The following is a 20850-nucleotide window of genomic DNA, read 5'->3' on the forward strand; positions in this document are numbered from 1 at the left end:
CCGGGTGGAGAACGTGAGGGTCCGGCCGTACGACGCGCCCGCATGGAACCTCGCTCGTGTGGCCGCCGACCTGCCCGGGGCCACGGTCCACGGCGAGGCGACCGTCTCCGGTGTGAGCCTCTCGACGCGTGACGTGGTGCCCGGCGACCTGTTCGCGGCGCTGCCGGGGGCTGCGACCCACGGGGCGCGGTTCGCCGAGCAGGCGCTCGCGGCCGGAGCCGTGGCCGTCCTCACGGACCCGGCCGGCGCGGACCTGCTGGCGGACGGCACCCCGCACGTCGTCGTGCACGAGCCGCGGTCGGTGCTCGCGGCGTTCGCGGCGGACTTCTACGACCACCCGAGCCGGCGCCTCACGACCGTGGGCGTCACCGGCACGCAGGGCAAGACCACGACGACCTACCTCGCCGAGGCGGCGCTCGGCGCCCACCGCTGCGCCGTCATCGGCACGGTCGGCACGCGGATCGCCGGACGGCCGGCGGCGAGCAGCCTCACGACGCCGGAGGCTCCGGCCCTGCAGGCGCTGTTCGCCGTCATGGCCGAGGAGCAGGTCGCGGCCTGCGCGATGGAGGTGTCCAGCCACGCGATCGTGCAGGGCCGGGTCGACGGTTTCGTGCTCGACGCGGCAGTCTTCCTCAACCTCGGTCGCGACCACCTCGACTTCCACCACGACCTCGAGTCGTACTTCGCGGCGAAGGCCGAGCTCTTCACGCCCGCACACGCGCGCCGGGCCGTCGTCAACGTCGACGACGCGCACGGACGGATCCTCGTCGAGCGCACCTCGCTGCCCGTCACGACGTTCTCGACGACCGGGCTGCCGGCCGACTGGCGTGCGGTGAACCTGCGCGCGCACCGGCTGGGGAGCGACGTCACGCTGCTGGGCCCCGAGGGTGGCGCGGTCGAGCTGAGCGTCCCGCTCGCTGGCGCGTTCAATGTCTCGAATGCCGTCGCGGCCGTGGTCGCCCTGGCGGGCGAGGGGTTCGCGGTGGAGGAGCTCGCGGCGGGCATCGCGACCGCGCCGGGCGTGCCCGGCCGCATGGAGCGGGTCGACGTCGGCCAGTCGTTCACGGCGGTCGTCGACTACGCGCACAAGCCCGAGGCGATCGAGGCCGTCCTCACCGCGTTGCGGCCGGTCACCGCGGGCCGACTCATCGTCGTGCTGGGTGCCGGCGGCGACCGTGATCGCGGCAAGCGACCGATCATGGGCGAGGTCGCGGCACGGCTGGCGGACGTCCTCGTGGTGACCGACGACAACCCGCGCAGCGAGGTGCCGGCCGCGATCCGCGCCGAGGTGCTCGCCGGCGCGACCGGCGGTGCCGCGCACGTGGTCGAGATCGGTGACCGACGCGAGGCGATCGCCGCCGCGGTCGCCCAGGCCCGGCTCGGCGACACGGTCGTCGTGGCGGGCAAGGGGCACGAGCGCGGCCAGCAGGTCGGCGACGTGGTCCATCCGTTCGACGACCGAGAGGTGCTGGTGGAGTTGCTGGGCGGGGACGGTTCCCGATGATCGACACGACCCTGGCCGAGATCGCCAAGGCGACCGACGGACGCGTGGTGGGCGGCGAGGACGTCCTCGTCACGGGACCCGCGGTCGTCGACTCCCGACGGGCGGTGCCCGGCGCGCTCTTCGTCGCCGTCGCCGGCGAGCACGTCGACGGCCACGAGTTCGCGCCGACCGCGACCGCCGCGGGAGCCGTCGCGACCCTCGCGACGCGCGAGGTGCCCGGTCCGCACGTCCTGGTCACCGAACCCGTCGAGGCGCTGGGCCGGCTCGCCGCGGACCGGCTCGCGGTGCTGCGCGGCGCGACGGACGTCGACGTCGTCGCGATCACCGGCTCGCAGGGCAAGACGAGCGTCAAGGACCTCGTCGCGCACGTGCTGGGCGCCCACGCGGCGACGGTCGCACCCGAGGGATCGTTCAACAACGAGCTCGGCGTCCCGCTGACGGTGCTGCGTGCGGATGCGACGACGCGTCACCTCGTCCTCGAGATGGGGGCCCGGGGGATCGGTCACATCGCCCACCTGTGCCGGATCGCCCGCCCCGACGTCGCGGTCGTCCTGAACGTGGGCTCGGCCCACGCCGGCGAGTTCGGCGGAGTCGAGCAGACCGCCCGGGCCAAGGGCGAGCTCGTCGAGGCGCTCGCGTCGTCCGGCGTCGCCATCCTGAACGCCGACGACGAGCGGGTCGCCGCGATGGCCTCGCGGACGCGGGGGAGTGTCGTCACGTTCGGTCGTGCGGGCGACGTGCGGCTCGTGGGCGACATCGAGAGCGATGCGTCGGGACACCCGCACTTCCGGGTCGAGGTCGACGGCCGCACCCACGGCGTGACGGTGCCCCAACTGGGCGCCCACCACGCGCTGAACGCGCTCGCCGCGATCGCGGCCACGCGAGCCCTCGGCGTCCCGGTCGAGGATGCCGTGGCGGCGCTGGCCGGCGCGGGCGCCGCCTCGCCGATGCGGATGGAGCGGCACGAGACGGCCTCCGGCGCGATCGTCGTGAACGACGCCTACAACGCGAACCCCGAGTCGATGGCCGCCGCCCTGCGGACGCTGGCCGACCTCGCGCCGGGCCGCGGGATCGCCGTGCTCGGCGAGATGCTCGAACTGGGCGAGGAGTCCGAGCAGGACCATCTCGAGATCGGCCGGCTCGCCGCCGAGCTGGGCATCGGGCGCGTCGTGGCCGTGGGCGCCGGAGCAGCGCCGATCGCCACGGGTGCCGGCGAGATCGGGGAGTCCGTCGACGACGTCGACGCCGCAATCCGGGCCGTCTCCGCGAGCCTGCGTTCCGGCGACGTCGTCCTTGTGAAAGCATCGAGGGGCATTCGCCTCGAGCGGGTCGCCGACGCGCTGGTGCGCGCCTGACGCAGGACCGGGAAGGAACGATCAAGACCGATGCTGGCCGTACTGATCGCGGGACTCGTGGGACTCGTCGGGACCCTGGTGGGTACCCGGTTCGCGATCTCCGTGCTCGTGAAGAAGGGCTACGGCCAGCTGATCCGTGACGACGGTCCCACGTCGCACCACGTGAAGCGCGGCACGCCCACGATGGGCGGGCTCGTGATCATCGTCTCGACCGTCGCGGGCTATGCGATCGCCAAGCTGCTCACCGGGTACGAGCCCAGCGCCTCGGCACTGCTGCTGCTGTTCCTTTTCGTCGGGCTCGGGGCGATCGGCTTCCTGGACGACTGGATCAAGGTCGCCAAGCAACGCAGCCTCGGTCTGCGCAGCAAGGCCAAGATGATCGGGCAGGTCCTCGTCGGGCTCGTGTTCGCGGTGCTCGCGATCGGCTGGGAGGACGAGAACGGCCAGACCCCCATCACGCACGCGATCTCCTTCACGCGCGACCTGCCGTGGACGATCCCGACGATCCTGCTCATCGTGTGGGTCCTCCTGATGATCGCGGGAGCCAGCAACGGCGTGAACCTCACCGACGGGCTCGACGGCCTGGCCACGGGCGCCTCGGTGATGGTGTTCGGCGCCTACATCCTCATCAACGTGTGGCAGAGCAACCAGAGCTGCTTCCTGGTCGAGGCCGGGCCGAAGTGCTACGAGGTGCGCGATCCGCTCGACCTCGCGGTCCTCGCCTCGGCGGTCACCGGGGCGTGCTTCGGCTTCCTGTGGTGGAACGCCTCGCCGGCCAAGATCTTCATGGGTGACACCGGCTCGCTGTCGCTCGGTGGCCTGATGGCCGGGTTCGCCCTGATGACCCGCACCGAGCTGCTGCTGCTCGTGATCGGCGGCCTGTTCGTCATCATCACGGCCTCGGTGATCCTGCAGGTCGGCTACTTCAAGATCAGCGGCGGCAAACGGATCTTCCGGATGGCGCCGCTGCAGCACCACTTCGAGCTCAAGGGCTGGGCCGAGATCACGATCGTCGTCCGGTTCTGGATCATCAGCGGCATCTGCGTCGTGACGGGCGTCGGCCTCTTCTACTGGGAGTGGGTCGTCGGTGCCTTCTGAGCCTGACGTGCGCGTGCTCGGCCGCGACGACTCGTGGGAGGGCGTCCGCGCCGTCGTCACGGGCTTCGGCGTGAGCGGCTTCGCGGCGGCCGACACCCTGACCCACCTCGGGGCCGACGTCGTCGTGGTCGACGAGGCCGAGGGCGACGCGGCCCAGCACGAACAGGCCCACCTGCTCGAGGTGCTGGGCGCCGACGTGCGCCTCGGCCCGGGCAGCACGGCCGCGCTGCCCGCCGACGTCGACCTCGTGGTGACCTCGCCGGGCTGGCGCCCGAGCGCCGGGCTGCTCGTCGAGGCGGCGGGTCGCGCCGTCCCCGTGTGGGGCGAGGTCGAGCTGGCGTGGCGGCTGAGAGGCGAGGACGCGGCCCCGTGGCTCGCGGTGACCGGCACGAACGGCAAGACGACGACGGTCCAGATGCTCGAGCAGATCCTGCAGGCCGCCGGACGTCGGGCGCAGGCCGTCGGCAACGTGGGCGTTCCCGTCGTCGAGGCGGTCATGGATCCGGCCGGCCGCGACGTGCTGGCGGTCGAGCTGTCGAGCTTCCAGCTGCACTGGACGCAGTCGATGTCCGCGCAGGCCGCCGTGGTGCTGAATGTCGCTCCAGACCACTACGACTGGCACGGCGGTGCCGAGGCGTACGCCGCCGCGAAGGGCCGCGTGTACGAGCAGGCGCAACGCGCCTGCGTCTACAACGTCGCCGACGAGGCCACGCGACACCTCGTGGAGGAGGCCGACGTCGTGGAGGGCTGCCGGGCGATCGGCTTCACCCTCGCGATGCCCGAGGTCGGGATGGTCGGGGTCGTCGACGACCTGCTCGTCGACCGCGCCTTCGTGGAGACCCGGACGACCCACGCCGCCGAGCTGGCCTCGCTGACCGACCTCGCCGACGCCTCGCCGCACAACGTCGAGAACGCGCTCGCGGCGGCGGCGCTGGCCCGGGCCCACGGCGTGCCGCCGGCCGCGGTCCGCGAGGGACTCCGGGCCTACCGGCTCGGACCGCACCGGATCGCCACGGTGGCCCTGCGCGACGACGTCCGCTGGGTCGACGACTCCAAGGCGACCAACCCGCATGCCGCGCGGGCCTCGCTGCTCAGCTTCGACCACGTCGTCTGGGTCGCCGGTGGACTGGCCAAGGGCGCGACGTACGACGAGCTCGTCGAGTCGGTCCGCCCCCGACTGCGCGGCGCGGTGCTGATCGGCGCCGACCGCGACCTGATCGCCGACGCCCTCGCCCGGCTCGCGCCCGAGGTGCCGGTCGAACTCGCCGACGGCGATGCGGCCGAGGCGCTCATGGACGCCGCCGTCGCGGCTGCCGCGCGGCTCGCCCAGAACGGCGACACCGTGCTGCTGGCGCCGGCCGCCGCGTCGATGGACCAGTTTCGCGACTACGCCCACCGTGGTGACGCGTTCGCGGAGGCGGTCCACCGCTCGTCGTCGAACTGATCTCGACACGCGTCGCGAGATCCGAGCCCCGGCCCGTCCCGGGGGTCACACTGGACGCAGTCTCTTCTCTTCCCCGAAGGAACGCCATGAGTACCACCGCATCTCGGCGGTCGACGAGCCACACGCTCGAGTCCGTGCGGAGCCTGCTCGAACGTCCGCTCGCCTCGTACCAGCTCGTGCTGGGCACGACCGGCCTCCTGCTCGGCCTGGGCCTGATCATGGTGCTGAGCGCCAGCTCGGTCTTCGCGCTGCGCGTCTACGGCAACTCCTTCGAGATCTTCACCCGCCAGGCGATCTTCGCCGTCGTCGGGGGCACCGCCTTCCTCATCGCCCTGCGAATGCCGCTGGCCACCGTGCGCCGGTTCGCCCGTCCGGCCCTCATCAGCGTCGTACTGCTGATCTGCGTGACGTTCACCCCGCTGGGCCTGACCGTCAACGGCAACCGGAACTGGATCCCGCTGTTCGCGGGCTTCAACCTGCAGCCGTCGGAGTTCGCGAAGCTCGCGCTCGTGCTCTGGATCGCCGACCTCTACACGCGCCGGCACAAGTACCTCGGCACGGCGCGCTACGTGCTGACCCCGATGGTCCCCGTGGCCGCCGGGGTGTCGGCCCTCGTGGTGGCGCAGAAGGACCTCGGCACCGCCGTCATCCTGTTCGCGATCATCGCCGGGATGCTGTGGGTCGCCGGCCTGCCGCTCAAGCCCATGCTCGCGTTCGGGGCGGGCCTGACCGTGATCCTGCTGTTCTTCGTCGCGACGGCCCAGCACCGCATCGACCGCTTCATGTCGTTCCTCAACCCGATGGCCGACCCGGAGAAGTCCGGCTACCAGGCGATCAAGGCCATGATGGGCTTCGCCCGCGGCGGCTTCTGGGGCCTGGGCCTGGGTGGCAGCCGGCAGAAGTGGGGCGCACTGCCCGAGGCGCACACCGACTTCATCCTCGCGGTCATCGGCGAGGAGCTCGGCCTGGCCGGCAGCCTCGTCGTGATCTCGCTGTGCGCGCTGCTGGCCTACACCGGGTTCCGCATCGCGCACCGCAGCAAGGACCGGTTCGCGCGCTACCTCGCCGCCGGCATCACGATCTGGATCACGACCCAGGCGCTCATCAACATCGGCATGGTCCTCGGTCTGCTGCCGGTCATCGGCGTGCCGCTGCCCCTCGTGTCCTACGGTGGATCCAGCATGATCGCGACACTCGCAGCCCTGGGCCTGCTGGCCAACTGCGCGACGACCGAGCCCGGTGCGGCGCGGGCGCTCGCGACCTCCAAGCGCGCCAAGGCACGACGCAAGCAGGGCTCCTCGGCGCGCACCGCGACCGTCACACGGGGGCGCTGACCGTGCGAGTGCTGCTCGCCGGCGGTGGCACCGCCGGCCACACGTCGCCCCTGCTCGCCACGGCGGCCGTGCTCGCGGAGGCCAGCGACGAGATCGTGTGCCTCGGGACCCCGAAGGGTCTGGAGGTCTCGCTCATCCCGCAGGCGGGCTACGCACTCGAGCTCGTGCCGCCGGTCCCGCTGCCGCGCCGCCCCAACGCCGACCTCGCGCGCCTGCCGGGCCGCCTGCGCGCCTCGGTCAAGGCGACACTCGCCGTCATCGACCGGTTCCGGCCCGACGTCGTCGTCGGGTTCGGCGGCTACGTCTCCGTCCCGGCCTACCTCGCGGCGCGACGACGCAAGCTGCCGCTCGTCGTGCACGAGGGCAACGCCCTGCCCGGCATCGCCAACAAGCTCGGCGCGCGATTCACCCGGCACGTCGCCACGAGCTTCCCCGAGACCGACCTCCCGCACGCCGACTACGTCGGGCTGCCGATCCGGCGTCAGATCGCCGACCTCGACCGGTCCTCCGTCCGGGCCCAGGGGCGTGAGCACTTCGGGCTCGACCCCGACCGGCCCACGATCCTGGTGACCGGCGGCTCGCAGGGCGCCCGCCGGATCAACACGACGATGGCGGCCGCCGCGCGCGACCTCGCCGACGCCGGGGTGCAGGTCCTGCACGCCGCCGGCCGGCCCGAGGAGGTCGAGGTCGACCGGCGCGCCGACGATCCGCCGTACGTCGTCGAGACCTACATCGACCGCATCGACCTGGCCTACGCCGCCGCCGACCTCGTGGTATGCCGCTCGGGCGCCAACACCGTCACGGAGGTCGCGGCGGTGGGACTGCCCGCCGTCTTCGTGCCGCTGCCGATCGGCAACGGCGAGCAGGCGCTCAACGCCCATCCCGTCGTGGGCGCCGGTGGCGGGCTGCTGATCGAGGACGCCGCGTTCACGCCGGCCTGGGTCGACAGCGCCGTCGTGCCGCTCGTGACCTCGCCCGATCGGCTCGAGCACATGTCCCACGCGGCCTCCGGGATCGTGCGCCGCGATGCCGCCGAGCGGCTCGCCGACCTGGTCCACGCCGCGGGACGGGAGCGCCGGTGAGGATCGACGTGCCGCCGGAGGTCCTGCCCCTCGACCGGATCGGGCGCGTGCACCTCATCGGCATCGGCGGGGCCGGCCTGTCCGCGATCGCGCTGCTCATGCACGAGGCGGGCGTCGACGTCACGGGCAGTGATGCCCGGGACTCGGCCGTCCTGCAACGGCTCCGCGACGCCGGGATCGTGTGCCACGTCGGACACGACGCGGCCCACGTCGCCGATCGCGACACCGTGATCGCCTCCACGGCCGTGCCGGAGGACAACCCCGAGGTGGTCGAGTCGGTGCGCCGGGGGCTGCGGCTGTGGCCGCGCTCGGCCGGGCTGATGGCCACGATGCTGTCCGACCGGCGGATCGCCGTCGCCGGCACGCACGGCAAGACCACGACGACCGCGATGCTGACGTTCGCACTGCGCGGGGCCGACGCCGATCCCTCGTTCGCGATCGGTGCCGAGGTCGCCGGACTGGGCACCAACGCGCGCCGCGGTGGGGGAGCGGACTTCGTGGTCGAGGCCGACGAGAGCGACGGCGCGTTCCTGCACTACCGGCCGCACCTCGCGATCGTCACGAACGTCGATGCGGACCACCTCGACACGTGGGGCTCGGTCGAGGCGTACGAGGAGGCCTTCGCCCGGTTCGCCGCGACCGTCGAGGAGGTCGTCGTCGCGTCGGCGGACGATCCCGGCAGCCGGCGCCTCGTCGAGGCCGCGACGGCGCCGCGCATCGTGACGGCCGGGTTCGCCGACGACGCCGCGGTGCGCGGGACGGAGGTCACGGTCTCCGGATCGACGACCCGGTTCGTCGTGCACGCGGCCGACCTGCCGCCGACCGAGGTCGTCCTCGCGGTCCCCGGCCGGCACTACGCGGCCGACGCCCTGCTGGCCCTGGCCGCCGGGCTCGAGCTCGGTCACGACCTCGCCGGACTCGTCGCGGGAATCTCGGCCTACACGGGCGCCGCGCGCCGCATGGAGCCGAAGGGGCAGGCCGCCGGGATCCGCGTCGTGGACTCCTACGCGCACCATCCGACCGAGATCGCCGCCGACCTCGCCGCCGCGCGTGCCCTGGCCGGCGACGGCCGACTCGTCGTGGTGTTCCAGCCACACCTGGTCAGCCGGACCCGCCTGTTCGGCGCGCAGATGGGTCGCGAGCTGGCGGCGGCCGACGTCGTCGTGGTGGCCGACCTCTATCTCGCGCGTGAGGCGCCCGACCCCGAGGTCACGTCGGCGCTCGTGCTCGACGCTGCCGGTCCCGGCGCGATCGCCGGCGGCCCGGTCGACCGGGTTCCCGCGGTCGTGCTCCCGTTGCTGCGGTCCGGCGACCTCGTCCTGACCCTCGGTGCGGGCGACGTCACGACCGTCGGCCCGGCACTGCTGAGCGCTCTCGGCGGTGCCGATGAGTGACCGCCTCGTCGAGAAGCTGAGGCAACGGCGTCGGCGCCGGCTGTGGAAGATCGCGGCGGTCGTGCTCGTCGTGGTGCTGGTCTGCGTCGCGGCGTGGGCCGTGTGGTTCTCGAGCCTGCTCGAGGTCCGTGATGTCGAGGTCTCGGGCACCGAGCACCTCTCGACGGAGCAGGTCCTCGACGCGGCGGACGTTCCCGAGGCCACGCCGCTGCCGCGCGTCGACACCGATGCGATCGCCGAGCGCGTCGGTGAGCTGCTGCCGGTCGAGTCGGTCGTCGTGGCCCGCGACCTGCCGCACACCGTGACGATCGCCGTCACGGAACGCTCGGCCGTCGCCTGGATCGAGAAGTCCGGCGGGCCGTGGGCCGTCGATGCGCACGGGGTCGTCTACCGGTCCTTGGCGTCCGAGCCCTCGCACATCCCCGAGCTCGACGTCGACGCGGACGACTCGCGCACGGTGGCCGCCGCCGCGAGCGTGGTCGCCGACATCGAGAGCGGCGACCCCGAGCTGGCCAAGGACATCGAGACGGTGAGCGCCGAGACGCGCGACTCGATCGAGCTCGAGCTCTCCGGCGGCCGCACGGTCGTGTGGGGGAGTGCGGAGGACTCCGAGGCCAAGCTCGCGGTGCTGACCCCGCTGCTGCAGATCGACGCCCGCACGTACGACGTCAGCGCCCCCGAGCGCCCGACCACCCTGCAGTAGGCGCGCGAGGGCGTCGCCGACCCCGCCGATCCCGCAAAGAGTCGCGCAACACGTCGACACCCCGGCGTGTCATCCCGGATCGATCGGCCGTCGCGCCTACTGTCGTTCACATCGAGGAGGTTGACATAACTATAAGCCTCCAGTTGAAGGTTAAGGTTGAAGGGAAGACGACATGGCGGTCCAGAACTACCTTGCGGTGATCAAGGTCGTCGGCATCGGCGGCGGTGGCGTCAACGCCGTGAACCGCATGATCGAAGCCGGACTCAAGGGCGTGGAGTTCATCGCGATCAACACCGATGCACAGGCGCTCCTCATGACCGACGCGGACGTCAAGCTCGACGTCGGCCGGGACTCGACGCGCGGCCTCGGCGCCGGCGCGGACCCCGAGATCGGCAAGAAGGCGTCCGAGGACCACGCGGAGGAGATCGAGGCGGCCCTCAAGGGCGCCGACATGGTCTTCGTCACCGCGGGCGAGGGAGGCGGCACCGGCACCGGCGGCGCTCCCGTCGTCGCGCGCATCGCGCGCTCGCTCGGTGCCCTGACGATCGGCGTCGTGACCCGGCCGTTCAAGTTCGAGGGCCGCAACCGCGCCGCGCAGGCCGACGTCGGCGTGCAGCGGCTGCGCGAGGAGGTCGACACCCTCATCGTCATCCCGAACGACCGACTGCTCTCGATCAGCGACCAGAGCATCAGCTTGCTCGACGCCTTCCGCCAGGCCGACCAGGTCCTCTACCAGGGCGTCTCGGGCATCTCCGAGCTCATCACCACGCCCGGTCTGATCAACGTCGACTTCGCCGACGTCAAGTCGATCATGAGCGATGCCGGCTCGGCCCTCATGGGCATCGGCTCGGCGCGCGGTGAGCACCGTGCGGCCACGGCGGCCGAGCTCGCCGTCTCCAGCCCGCTGCTCGAGGCCTCCATCGAGGGTGCCCGTGGCGTGCTGCTGTCGATCGCGGGCGGTTCCGACCTCGGCCTGTTCGAGATCAACGAGGCCGCCGAGCTGGTGCAGGAGGCGGTCCACGAGGACGCCAAGATCATCTTCGGCACCGTCATCGACGACTCGCTCGGCGACGAGGTTCGCATCACGGTCATCGCCGCCGGCTTCGACGGTGGTGAGCCGAAGCAGCGCGACACGGCCCAGCCGGCCCTGCGCCGCGAGCCCGCGGAGTCCCCGGCCCAGCCCGCTGCCACGACCGAGCAGCCCGTGGTCAGCGAGCCCGTGCCGGTCGGCCAGCCCTCCGGTCAGGAGTTCGGCGACGGGCTGGACATCCCCGACTTCCTGCGCTGAGCCGTGACCGCCGCTCCGTTCTGGTTCCGCGGCGGGCTCGGCCGGGCCGAGTTCGGCTTCACCGACGCGCGGACCGATCTCGGCCGCGGGCCGCTGGGCGAGAGCGGTGCCGCACCGGGCGTCCCCGTGGCGACCGCAGCGCTCGGCGGCGCCCGGCCGGCGCTCATGCGTCAGGTGCACGGCGCGACGGTCGCGCTCGCCGATCCCGAGGCAGCGGCACCCGAGGCCGATGCGCTCGTCCTCGACCGGACCGGCGTCGCGGCCATCGTCCGGGTGGCCGACTGCACCCCCATCGTCCTCGTCGACGCCGAGCGACCCCTGGCCGCGGTCGTGCATGCGGGGCGCGTCGGCATGGCCGCCGGGGTGGTCCCGGCGGCGGTCGCCGCATTGCGTGAGCGCGGAGCCGACCGGCTCGAGGCGTGGATCGGCCCGAGAGCCTGCGGCGGCTGCTACGAGGTGCCGCAGGACCTGGCCGACGAGGTCGCCGCGATCGAACCGGCCAGCCGCTCGACCACGACGTGGGGCACGCCGAGCCTGGACATCGGCGCCGGTGTCGCCGCGCAACTCGCGCGCGCGGACGTCGTCGTGCACGACCTCGGTGGCTGCACGATCGAGGACGACCGCTTCTGGTCGCACCGCCGCCAGGGTGAGGCGGCCGGCCGCTTCGGTGCCGTCGTCGTGCTGCACGAGGCACCGCGATGAACCGCGAACAGGAGCTGGCGGCCAACCTCGCCGACGTCGAGGAGCGGATCGCCGCCGCCTGCGACGAGGCGGGACGCGACCGCGGCGAGGTCCGCCTGATCGTGGTCACGAAGACCCACCCCGCGTCCGACGTGGCGCTGCTCGCCCGACTCGGCGTCACCGACGTCGGCGAGAACCGGCACCCCGAGGCGGGGGACAAGCATGACGAGGCACTCGCGCTCGGCGCGCACGTGCGCTGGCACTTCGTCGGGGGACTGCAGACCAACAAGGCCGGTGTGGTGGCCCGCTACGCCGATGTCGTGCAGAGCGTCGATCGGGCGAAGCTCGCGCGCTCGCTCGATCGTGGTGCCGAGGCCGCCGGACGCACACTCGAGTGCCTCATCCAGGTCGACTTCGACACCTCCGACCCGGGCCGGGCGGGCGTGCCGGTCGCCGAGGTGCTGCCGCTGGCCGAGCTCGTGCTCGAGGACTGCCCGCACCTCGTGCTCGGCGGCCTCATGACCGTGGCCCCGCTGGGCCAGGACCCCGAGCCGAGCTTCGCGCGGCTGCGCGAGCTGAGCGCCGAGCTGACCCGGATCGCCCCGGCGGCGACGGCGATCTCGGCCGGGATGAGTGATGACTTCGAGGCGGCGATCAGGCACGGAGCGACACACCTGCGTGTGGGTCGTTCGGTGCTCGGGCAACGCCTGGGACTGCAGTAGTGTCGACAACGTCAAGATCTGACCACCGGGAGTGAGCATGGCTGGCGCAATGCGCAGGATGGGCGAGTACCTCGGACTCGTCGAGCAGGCCGAGTACGACGACGCGCTCGAGTACGAGCCGGAACAGCCGGTGCGTGCTGCGACCGCTGTCCGTCCGGTCGCCGCCGCGAGCCCTCAGCGGACCGTGACGGCACTCGACGACCGCCGTCAGGCTGGCCTGTCGGTCGCCGACCTCGCCCGCATCGAGACGGTCACCCCGCGCACGTACAACGACGCCCGCACGATCGGCGAGTCGTTCCGTGCCGGCGTCCCGGTCATCATGAACCTGTCCGACATCGGGGACGACGACGCCAAGCGCCTCGTCGACTTCGCCGCAGGCCTCGTCTTCGCCGTGCACGGCACGATCAACCGGGTCACGGCGAAGGTCTTCCTGCTGTCGCCCGAGGGCGTGCAGGTATCGGACGAGGACCGGGCGACGCTTGCCGCCGGCGGTTTCTACAACCAGAGCTGAGCGCGTGTGACGATCGTCGGCACGATCCTGTACGACCTGCTGTACCTCGCGATCATCTTCGTCATCGCCCGTTTCGTCATCGACTGGGTCCAGTTGCTGGCCCGGCGATGGCAGCCGCGGGGCTTCGTCGCGGTGCTCTGCGAGCTCGTCTTCAGCGTCACGGACCCGCCCCTTCGCCTGCTCCGTCGGGCCATCCCGCCGATCCGGCTGGGCGGCGTGATGCTCGACCTTTCGGCCATGGTGTTGCTGTTGGGGCTGTTCATCGCACAGTCACTCGTCGTGGTGATCTTTCTGCGATAGGACCGACTTGCCCACGCAGGCGCTTGGCGGGCGCATAGGATGAACCGGTACCGTTGACGACGGCCCGCAGCTTTCTCAACTGACACGACTCAACGCAGAGGTGACCAGATGGCGCTCACGCCCCAGGACATTCGTGACAAGCAATTCACTGCCGTCCGCTTGCGCGACGGCTACGACATGGGTGAGGTGGAGCAGTTCCTCGACGAGGTCGAGGTCGAGTTCGAACGCCTCGCGAACGAGAACACCGAGCTGAAGGCCAAGGTCGCCGAGCTCGAGTCCGCGCTGGAGGAGGCCAAGAAGGCTCCCAAGCCCGCCCCGGTCGCCGAGGCGCCCAAGCCCGAGCCGGTCAAGGCGCCCGAGCCGGTCAAGGCCGTCGAGCCCGCCGCCCCGCAGGAGATCAAGGTCACCTCGTCCGGTGAGGTGTCGGCTGCCGCCGCCCGCCTGCTCGAGATCGCGTCGGCGAACGCCGACCAGCTCATGGACGCCGCCAAGGGCGAGGCCGACGGAATCCTGGCCGACGCCCGCGTCGAGGCCGAGAAGCTGTCCGCCGAGGCCCGTCGCAACGCCGACACGCTGCAGTACGAGTCGCGCAAGCGCGCCGAGCAGCTCGACGTCGAGACCGAGCAGCGCCGCAAGGAGACGATCTCCAACCTCGAGCGAGAGCGTCAGGAGCTGCAGGGCGAGATCGATCACCTGCGTGCCTACGAGCGCGAGTACCGCGCCCGCCTGAAGGCGTACTTCCAGGACCAGCTCGCGCAGCTGGAGGGCAGCAGCCCGGTCGCCCCGCAGGGTGGCGGCTCCGCGCTCGACGGAGGCAACTCCGGCGAGTGACTCGCGTGGCCTGAGTCGACGACGGCGCCCGGTCCCCTCAGGGGGTCCGGGCGCCGTCGCGTCTGCGCGGGGATGCCGCGCGGGTGCGACTCAGGCGCGCTGGAGCGCGATCCGCAGGCCCAGCTCCGGGTCGCCGAGATCGCCGGCCACGTCACCCTCGTCGAACGACCGGGCCAGCACCTCCTCGGCGATCGAGGTGGCGTGCTCGCGCAGGGCGTCGGCGGTCTCGCCGTCGGCCGACCAGGTCAGCGTGATCCTGTCGGTGATCTCCAGACCGGAGGTCTTGCGCGCCTCCTGGATGACCCGGACGGCCTCGCGGGCCAGACCCGCGCGACGCAGGTCGTCGTCGATCGCGAGGTCGAGCGCGACGGTCTCGCCCTGCTCGTTGACGACCGACCAGCCCTCGCTCGGGCGCTCGGTCACGATCACGTCGTCGGGCTCGACCTCCCACGTGGCGCCTGCGTCACCGGTGACGACGGCCCGGCCGTCGCTCTCGAGCCTCGCGGCGAGCTCTGCGGCGTCCGTCGCCGCGATCGCCTGGGCGACCGTGGGTGTCTGCTTGCCGTACCGCTTGCCGAGATTGCGGAAGTTGGCCTTGGCGGAGAACTCGACGACATCGGAGCCGGCGTCGACCAACGAGCCCAGCGAGGCGATGTTCAGCTCCTCGCACACCTCGGCGCGCAGGTCCTCACCCAGTTGGTCGTGATGGGCCGAGCCGATCAGGGCGCGGCGCAGCGGCTGGCGCGTGCGGACCTTCGCCTCGGCACGGGCGGCCCGGCCGAGCTCGGTGACGCGACGGGCCAGGTCGACGCGCGTCGCGAGGCCGTCGACGACGAGCGATGCGTCGGCCGTCGGCCACGACGCCAGGTGCACGGAGGCGGCGGCGTCGGGCGTGACCGGCACGATGACGTCCTGCCACACGCGCTCGGCGATGAACGGCACGAGCGGCGCGAGGAGTCGCGTGACGACGTCGAGCACCTCGTGCAGGGTGGCGAACGCCGCGGCGTCACCGCGCCAGAAGCGCTTGCGCGACCGGCGCACGTACCAGTTCGAGAGGTCGTCGACGAACGTCGCCAGAACGCTGCCGGCGCGCTGGGTGTCGAACGTCTCGAAGGCATCGGTCACGTCGCGCACGAGGAGCTGCGTCTGCGAGAGCAGCCACCGGTCGAGCACCGACCGCTCGGCGACGGGCGGGATCTCGCCGGTCGCCGGGCTCCAGCCCTCGGCGCGGGCGTAGAGGACGTGGAAGGCGGCCGTGTTCCAGTACGTCAGGAGCACCTTGCGCACGATCTCGGTCAGCACGTTGTGACCGATGCGGCGGGCCGACCACGGTGAGCCGGAGCAGGCCATGAACCAGCGCAGCGCGTCGGCGCCGTGCTCGTCCATGAGCGGCATGGGCAGCAGGATGTTGCCCAGGTGCTTGCTCATCTTGCGGCCGTCCTCGGCCAGGATGTGGCCCAGGCAGACGACGTTCTCGTAGCTGGAACGGTCGAACACGAGCGTGCCGACGGCCATGAGGGAGTAGAACCAGCCACGGGTCTGGTCGATCGCCTCGCAGATGTACTGCGCCGGGTAGGCCTGCTCGAACTTCTCGGCCGAGCCCTCGGCATGGGGGTAGCCCCACTGCGCGAACGGCATCGAGCCGGAGTCGAACCACGCGTCGATGACCTCCGGGACGCGGCGGTACGTGCCCGGCTCGCCGTCGATCGTGAAGGTCACGTCGTCGATGTACGGACGGTGCGGGTCGAGGTCGGACTGGTCCGTGCCGGTCAGCTCGGACAGGTGCGCGAGCGACTCGACGCACACGACCTTCGCCGGATCGACGTCGTTGCGCCAGATCGGCAGCGGCGTGCCCCAGAAGCGGTTGCGCGACAGCGACCAGTCGATGTTGTTCTCGAGCCAGTCGCCGTAGCGGCCGTGCTTGATCGTGCCCGGGAACCAGTTGGTCTGCTCGTTCTGCGCGAGCAGCTCGTCCTTGCGCGCCGTCGTGCGGATGTACCACGCAGGCAGGGCGAAGTACATGAGCGGCGTGTGGCAGCGCCAGCAGTGCGGGTAGCTGTGCTCGTAGTCGAGCTTCGCGAACAGCAGCCCGCGCGAGCGCAGGTCGTCGACGAGCGTCGCGTCGGCGTCCTTGAAGAACGCGCCGCCCACGAGGGGCACGTCGTCGCCGAAGTGGCCGTCGGTCGTGATCGGGTTGACGACGGGCAGCCCGTAGGCCTTGCAGACCGTCATGTCGTCGGCGCCGAACGCGGGGGACTGGTGCACCAGGCCCGTGCCGTCCTCGGTCGTGACGTACTCGCCCAGGACGACGAAGTGGGAGTCCGGGATCTCGACGAGCTCGAACGGGCGGCGGTACGCCCAACGCTCCATGTCGCGACCGGTGACCGTCTCGTCGACCTCCCAGCCCTCGCCGAGCGCCTTCGCGACGAGCGGCTCGGCGACCACGAGGCGCTCCCCGTCCTTCGAGGCCAGGGCGTACGTGACGTCGGGGTGCACCGCGACGGCCGTGTTGGACACGAGGGTCCACGGCGTCGTGGTCCAGACCAGCAGGTCGACGCCCTGCCACGGACCCGACGTCAGCGGGAACCGGACGTACACCGACGGATCGGTGACGGTCTCGTAGCCCTGCGCGAGCTCGTGGTCGGACAGGGTCGTGCCGCACCGCGGGCAGTAGGGCGCGACGCGGTAGTCCTCGACGAGCAGGCCCTTGCCGTGGATCTGCGCCAAGGCCCACCAGACGCTCTCGACGTAGGGGGCATCCATCGTGCGGTAGGGATGGGCCATGTCGGTCCAGTAGCCCATCCGCTCGGTCATCTCCTCGAAGAGGTCGACGTTGCGCAGGACGGACTCGCGGCACTTCGCGTTGAACTCGGCGATGCCGTAGGCCTCGATGTCGGGCTTGCCGTTGAAGCCCAGCTCCTTCTCGACCGCGATCTCGACCGGCAGGCCGTGGCAGTCCCAGCCCGCCTTGCGGTCGACGTGGTAGCCCTGCATCGTGCGGAAGCGCGGGAAGATGTCCTTGAAGACGCGGGCCTCGACATGGTGGGTGCCGGGCGTGCCGTTCGCGGTCGGCGGCCCCTCGTAGAAGGTCCAGCGCGGGGCGTCGTCGGGGGTGTCCAGCGACGCGGCGAACGTCCCCTGCTCGGCCCACAGGTCGAGGATCTCGCGCTCCATCGCGGGCAGGTCCACGTGCGCGGGGACCTGTCGGTAGCCGAGTGGCTGATCACCCTGTCCTGCAAGGGTGGAAACGGGGGCGTTCGAGGCGTCCTGACTCACTCGGTCGATTCTACGGTGGGCCGACTTGCACCGGCTCCGCGGTCGGTCTACTGTCCCGGGCATGCCCAAGACCACGTTCGCCGTCCGCGCGGACGAGAAGCCCTGGACCGCCGCCGAGGCCAAGTCCGTCCGCGACGAGCTCACCGAGGACCTCGAGCGGCTGCGTGCCGAACTCGACATCTCGGCCAAGGATCTGCACGACCTCCTCGCCGGCGGCGTGGACGGTGCCGGCAACGATCAGGCCGACGTCGGCTCGAACAGCCTCGAGCGCGATGCGGAGATGTCGTTGGCGGCGAACCAGCGCGAGCTGCTGCTGCAGACCGAGAAGGCGCTCGGTCGCCTCGAGGACGGCAGCTACGGCGTGTGCGAGGTGTGCGGCGAGGCCATCGGCAAGATGCGCCTCATGGCGTTCCCCCGCGCGACGCTGTGCATGGACTGCAAGCGCCGCGAGGAGCGTCGCTGAGGACCGTGACATCCTCCACGGAACCTGATTCCGACCCCTCCGGCCCCGTCGGTCGCCGTCGTCTCGGTCTGTTCGCGGCGGTCGCCGTGGGCGTCGTGGCCATCGACCAACTGAGCAAGTGGTGGGCCGTGAGCCGTCTCGACGGCGATGACCCGATCGCGCTCGCCGGCGACCTGCTCAGCCTGCGATTCGTGCTGAATCCGGGTGCCGCACTGGGTACCGGTGCCGGCTACACGATCGTGCTGAGCCTCATCGCGATCGCCGTCACGGTCACGCTGCTCATCGTCGCGCGGCGCCTGCGCGACCCGTGGTGGGCGATCGGGCTGGGCCTGTTCCTCGGCGGTGCGGTCGGCAACCTGATCGATCGGCTGTTCCGCGAGCCGGGCTTCCTGCGCGGCCACGTCGTGGACTTCATCGACTATGCGGGCTTCTTCGTCGGCAATGTCGCGGACATCGCGCTGACGCTCGCGGCGGTCGTGATCGTCGTGCGCTCGTGGCAGGGCTACCGTTTCGACGGGACCCGGGAGGAGAAGTCATGAGCGAGGACCACAGGAGCGTGTACGTGCCCGAGGGGCTCGCCGGCGAACGGGTCGACGTGGCCCTCGCGCGGCTGTTCGGGGTCTCGCGGACGCGGGCAGGAGACCTCGTCGCCGAGGGCCACGTGCTGCTCGACGGGGTGCAGCCGATCAAGTCCGAGCGGGTCGAGTCCGGGGCCCTGCTGGAGGCGACGATCCCTTCGCCGCGCCGGGCTGTCGTCGTGCCGACCGAGGTCGAGGGCATGTCGATCGTGTTCGAGGACGACGACATCGTGGTCGTCGACAAGCCGGTCGGCGTCGCCGCGCACCCCGGCGTGGGCTGGGACGGACCGACCGTGTCGGGCCACCTCGCCGGCGTCGGCGTCCGGATCTCCACGTCGGGTGCTCCGGAGCGGCAGGGAATCGTCCAGCGGCTCGACGTCGGCACGAGCGGACTCATGGTCGTGACGAAGTCCGAGCGCGCGTACACGGTGCTGAAGCAGGCGTTCCGAGACCGCACGGTCGAGAAGACCTACCACTCGCTCGTGCAGGGACACCCCGACCCGCACACCGGCACGATCGACGCGCCGATCGCGCGTCATCCCAAGCACGACTTCAAGTTCACGGTGCGCGCCGACGGCCGGGCCAGCATCACGCACTACGACACGCTCGAGGCCCATCGGTTCGCCTCGCTGCTGACGATCAAGCTCGAGACCGGGCGCACCCACCAGATCCGCGTCCACATGGCCGCGATCAAGCACCCCTGCGTCGGCGACCCGCTCTACGGCGCCGACCCCGTCCTGGCGAAGAAGGTCGGCCTCGACCGCCAGTGGCTGCACGCCGTGAAGCTCGGCTTCGACCACCCGACGTCGGGCGAGTGGGTCGAGTTCGAGAGCCCGTACCCCGCCGACCTCCAGCGCGCGCTCGACATCGTCCGCGACCTCGACTGACCGTCCCGAGAGGACCGCTGGCAGTGACGTTCGAGAGGTGAAATCGCCGAATTCGCCCCTCGAACGTCACGCCCAGCGGTCCGCGGTGGCCACCTGTCGGTGATTGGACCGGTTGGCCTCGTCCGGCAACCCCGAGGGCGCTGCCACAATGGAGGGCATGTCGGAACTCGTGCGCCAGTCGGAGAAGTTGAGGGATGTCCTGTACGACATCCGCGGCCCCGTCAGCGCGCGAGCCGCCCAGCTGGAGTCCGAGGGGCACCGGATCCTCAAGCTCAACATCGGCAACCCCCAGCCGTTCGGCTTCGACGCGCCCGCCGAGATCCTGCAGGACGTGATCGCCGGGCTGCCCACGTCCCAGGGCTACTCCGACTCGCGCGGGATCCAGTCCGCGCGCCGGGCCGTCGTGCACCACTACCAGCTGCAGGAGGGCTTCCCGGCGATCGACATCGACGACGTGTGGCTCGGCAACGGCGTCTCGGAGCTCATCCAGATCGCGCTGCAGGCCCTCATCAACAACGGCGACGAGGTGCTGATCCCCGCGCCGGACTACCCGCTGTGGACGGCGGTGACGAATCTCGCCGGCGGCCGGCCCGTGCACTACCTGTGCGACGAGGAGAACGACTGGAACCCCGATCTGGCCGACCTCGAGAGCAAGATCACCGACCGCACCCGCGCGATCGTCGTGATCAACCCGAACAACCCGACGGGCGCGGTCTACAGCCGCGAGACCCTGGTCGCGATGGCCGATCTGGCGCGCAAGCACGACCTCGTCCTGATGGCCGACGAGATCTACGACAAGATCCTCTACGACGACGCCGTCCACGTCCCGCTCGCGAGCGTCGCGCCCGATGTGCTGACGCTGACGTTCAACGGGCTGTCCAAGGCGTACCGGGTCTGCGGCTACCGGGCCGCCTGGCTCGTCGTCACCGGTCCGCTCGAGCGCGCCGGCGACTACCTCGAGGGCATCACGCTGCTGGCCTCGATGCGCCTCTGTCCCAACGTCCCCGCGCAGAACGCGATCCAGGTGGCGCTCGGCGGCTACCAGTCGATCAAGGAGCTGATCCTGCCCGGCGGACGGCTGGTCGAGCAGCGCGACACCGCCGTCTCGGAGCTGCGCAAGATCCCCGGCGTGAGCGTGGTCCAGCCGCGAGGCGCGCTCTACGCCTTCCCTCGGTTCGATCCCGAGGTCTACCCGATCAAGGACGACCAGCAGTTCGTGCTGGACCTGCTGATGAGCGAGAAGATCCTGCTGACGCAGGGGACCGGCTTCAACTGGCCCGACCCTGACCACGTACGGATCGTGACCCTGCCATGGTCGCGTGATCTGGCCGAGGCGATCCAGCGGATGGGCAACTTCCTGTCCGGCTATCGCCAGGGCTGATCGCCGGCTCGAAACCGT

Annotated in this window: 19 protein-coding genes; 18 read left to right on the forward strand and 1 reads right to left on the reverse strand. The window is 71.5% G+C overall.

What is annotated here, in order from left to right:
* The first annotated feature begins 4 nt into the window (after positions 1–4).
* The 14 genes from ACT26F_RS03280 (at position 5) to ACT26F_RS03345 (ending at position 14247) form a co-directional block, all read left to right on the forward strand.
* Positions 5–1504, forward strand: coding sequence for a UDP-N-acetylmuramoyl-L-alanyl-D-glutamate--2,6-diaminopimelate ligase (locus tag ACT26F_RS03280; protein ID WP_471669056.1), 1500 nt, complete (start codon positions 5–7; stop codon positions 1502–1504).
* Positions 1501–2859, forward strand: a complete 1359-nt coding sequence (locus ACT26F_RS03285) for a UDP-N-acetylmuramoyl-tripeptide--D-alanyl-D-alanine ligase (RefSeq protein WP_471669057.1) — start codon at positions 1501–1503, stop codon at positions 2857–2859. The genes ACT26F_RS03280 and ACT26F_RS03285 overlap by 4 nt, the downstream gene beginning before the upstream one ends.
* A 30-nt stretch (positions 2860–2889) precedes the next feature.
* Complete coding sequence (gene mraY, locus ACT26F_RS03290; protein ID WP_471669058.1) at positions 2890–3957, forward strand: phospho-N-acetylmuramoyl-pentapeptide-transferase; 1068 nt, start codon at positions 2890–2892, stop codon at positions 3955–3957.
* Positions 3947–5401, forward strand: a complete 1455-nt coding sequence (gene murD / locus ACT26F_RS03295; protein ID WP_471669059.1) for a UDP-N-acetylmuramoyl-L-alanine--D-glutamate ligase — start codon at positions 3947–3949, stop codon at positions 5399–5401. Before mraY ends, murD begins: the two co-directional genes overlap by 11 nt.
* An 86-nt stretch (positions 5402–5487) precedes the next feature.
* Entirely contained in the window at positions 5488–6735 is a 1248-nt protein-coding gene (ftsW, locus tag ACT26F_RS03300; protein ID WP_471669060.1) for a putative lipid II flippase FtsW, read from the forward strand.
* Between the two features lie 2 nt (positions 6736–6737).
* Positions 6738–7817 carry an undecaprenyldiphospho-muramoylpentapeptide beta-N-acetylglucosaminyltransferase gene (gene murG, locus ACT26F_RS03305; RefSeq protein WP_471669061.1) on the forward strand — a complete coding sequence of 360 codons (1080 nt, stop codon included), beginning with the start codon at positions 6738–6740 and terminating at the stop codon, positions 7815–7817.
* The gene (gene murC / locus ACT26F_RS03310; RefSeq protein ID WP_471669062.1) at positions 7814–9211 is read left to right on the forward strand and encodes a UDP-N-acetylmuramate--L-alanine ligase; all 1398 of its coding nucleotides are present in this window, start codon (positions 7814–7816) and stop codon (positions 9209–9211) included. Before murG ends, murC begins: the two co-directional genes overlap by 4 nt.
* Positions 9204–9914, forward strand: a complete 711-nt coding sequence (locus ACT26F_RS03315; protein WP_471669063.1) for a cell division protein FtsQ/DivIB — start codon at positions 9204–9206, stop codon at positions 9912–9914. Before murC ends, ACT26F_RS03315 begins: the two co-directional genes overlap by 8 nt.
* A 172-nt stretch (positions 9915–10086) precedes the next feature.
* Complete coding sequence (gene ftsZ / locus ACT26F_RS03320; RefSeq protein ID WP_471669064.1) at positions 10087–11202, forward strand: cell division protein FtsZ; 1116 nt, start codon at positions 10087–10089, stop codon at positions 11200–11202.
* Positions 11203–11205: 3 nt separating this feature from the next.
* Positions 11206–11904, forward strand: a complete 699-nt coding sequence (locus ACT26F_RS03325) for a purine nucleoside phosphorylase YfiH/LACC1 family protein (protein WP_471669065.1) — start codon at positions 11206–11208, stop codon at positions 11902–11904.
* Positions 11901–12605 carry a YggS family pyridoxal phosphate-dependent enzyme gene (locus ACT26F_RS03330; RefSeq protein ID WP_471669066.1) on the forward strand — a complete coding sequence of 235 codons (705 nt, stop codon included), beginning with the start codon at positions 11901–11903 and terminating at the stop codon, positions 12603–12605. The genes ACT26F_RS03325 and ACT26F_RS03330 overlap by 4 nt, the downstream gene beginning before the upstream one ends.
* A gap of 37 nt (positions 12606–12642) precedes the next feature.
* Entirely contained in the window at positions 12643–13116 is a 474-nt protein-coding gene (locus tag ACT26F_RS03335) for a cell division protein SepF (RefSeq protein WP_471669067.1), read from the forward strand.
* Between the two features lie 6 nt (positions 13117–13122).
* Positions 13123–13416, forward strand: coding sequence for a YggT family protein (locus ACT26F_RS03340; RefSeq protein WP_471669068.1), 294 nt, complete (start codon positions 13123–13125; stop codon positions 13414–13416).
* 108 nt (positions 13417–13524) lie between these two features.
* On the forward strand, positions 13525–14247 hold the full coding sequence (locus ACT26F_RS03345; protein WP_471669069.1) for a DivIVA domain-containing protein: 723 nt from the start codon (positions 13525–13527) through the stop codon (positions 14245–14247).
* A 90-nt stretch (positions 14248–14337) separates the two neighbouring features.
* Here the strand turns inward: ACT26F_RS03345 and ileS are convergent, their stop codons facing one another.
* Positions 14338–17523, reverse strand: a complete 3186-nt coding sequence (ileS, locus tag ACT26F_RS03350) for an isoleucine--tRNA ligase (protein WP_471669070.1) — start codon at positions 17521–17523, stop codon at positions 14338–14340.
* 61 nt (positions 17524–17584) lie between these two features.
* Between ileS and ACT26F_RS03355 the strand changes: the two genes are divergently transcribed.
* The 4 genes from ACT26F_RS03355 (at position 17585) to ACT26F_RS03370 (ending at position 20832) form a co-directional block, all read left to right on the forward strand.
* Positions 17585–17986: a TraR/DksA family transcriptional regulator gene (locus tag ACT26F_RS03355; RefSeq protein ID WP_471669071.1), complete on the forward strand. Its 402-nt coding sequence runs from the start codon at positions 17585–17587 to the stop codon at positions 17984–17986.
* Positions 17987–17991: 5 nt separating this feature from the next.
* Positions 17992–18525 (forward strand): signal peptidase II, encoded by a 534-nt coding sequence (lspA, locus tag ACT26F_RS03360; RefSeq protein ID WP_471669072.1) that lies wholly within the window; start codon positions 17992–17994, stop codon positions 18523–18525.
* Complete coding sequence (locus tag ACT26F_RS03365; protein WP_471669073.1) at positions 18522–19451, forward strand: RluA family pseudouridine synthase; 930 nt, start codon at positions 18522–18524, stop codon at positions 19449–19451. Before lspA ends, ACT26F_RS03365 begins: the two co-directional genes overlap by 4 nt.
* A 157-nt stretch (positions 19452–19608) precedes the next feature.
* A complete protein-coding gene (locus ACT26F_RS03370; protein WP_471669074.1) occupies positions 19609–20832 on the forward strand; it encodes a pyridoxal phosphate-dependent aminotransferase in 1224 nt (407 codons plus the stop codon).
* Positions 20833–20850 lie beyond the last annotated feature (18 nt).

The organism is Aeromicrobium sp. SP1 (assembly GCF_055663785.1).

Excerpts from the sequence above, each read along its gene's own strand:
- ACT26F_RS03285 (WP_471669057.1), top strand. The coding sequence starts at position 1,501 with ATGATCGACACGACCCTGGCCGAGATCGCCAAGGCGACCGACGGACGC.
- mraY (WP_471669058.1), top strand. The coding sequence starts at position 2,890 with ATGCTGGCCGTACTGATCGCGGGACTCGTGGGACTCGTCGGGACCCTG.
- ftsW (WP_471669060.1), top strand. The coding sequence starts at position 5,488 with ATGAGTACCACCGCATCTCGGCGGTCGACGAGCCACACGCTCGAGTCC.
- ACT26F_RS03315 (WP_471669063.1), top strand. The coding sequence starts at position 9,204 with ATGAGTGACCGCCTCGTCGAGAAGCTGAGGCAACGGCGTCGGCGCCGG.
- ftsZ (WP_471669064.1), top strand. The coding sequence starts at position 10,087 with ATGGCGGTCCAGAACTACCTTGCGGTGATCAAGGTCGTCGGCATCGGC.
- ACT26F_RS03330 (WP_471669066.1), top strand. The coding sequence starts at position 11,901 with ATGAACCGCGAACAGGAGCTGGCGGCCAACCTCGCCGACGTCGAGGAG.
- ACT26F_RS03335 (WP_471669067.1), top strand. The coding sequence starts at position 12,643 with ATGGCTGGCGCAATGCGCAGGATGGGCGAGTACCTCGGACTCGTCGAG.
- ACT26F_RS03345 (WP_471669069.1), top strand. The coding sequence starts at position 13,525 with ATGGCGCTCACGCCCCAGGACATTCGTGACAAGCAATTCACTGCCGTC.
- ACT26F_RS03355 (WP_471669071.1), top strand. The coding sequence starts at position 17,585 with ATGCCCAAGACCACGTTCGCCGTCCGCGCGGACGAGAAGCCCTGGACC.
- ACT26F_RS03365 (WP_471669073.1), top strand. The coding sequence starts at position 18,522 with ATGAGCGAGGACCACAGGAGCGTGTACGTGCCCGAGGGGCTCGCCGGC.
- ACT26F_RS03370 (WP_471669074.1), top strand. The coding sequence starts at position 19,609 with ATGTCGGAACTCGTGCGCCAGTCGGAGAAGTTGAGGGATGTCCTGTAC.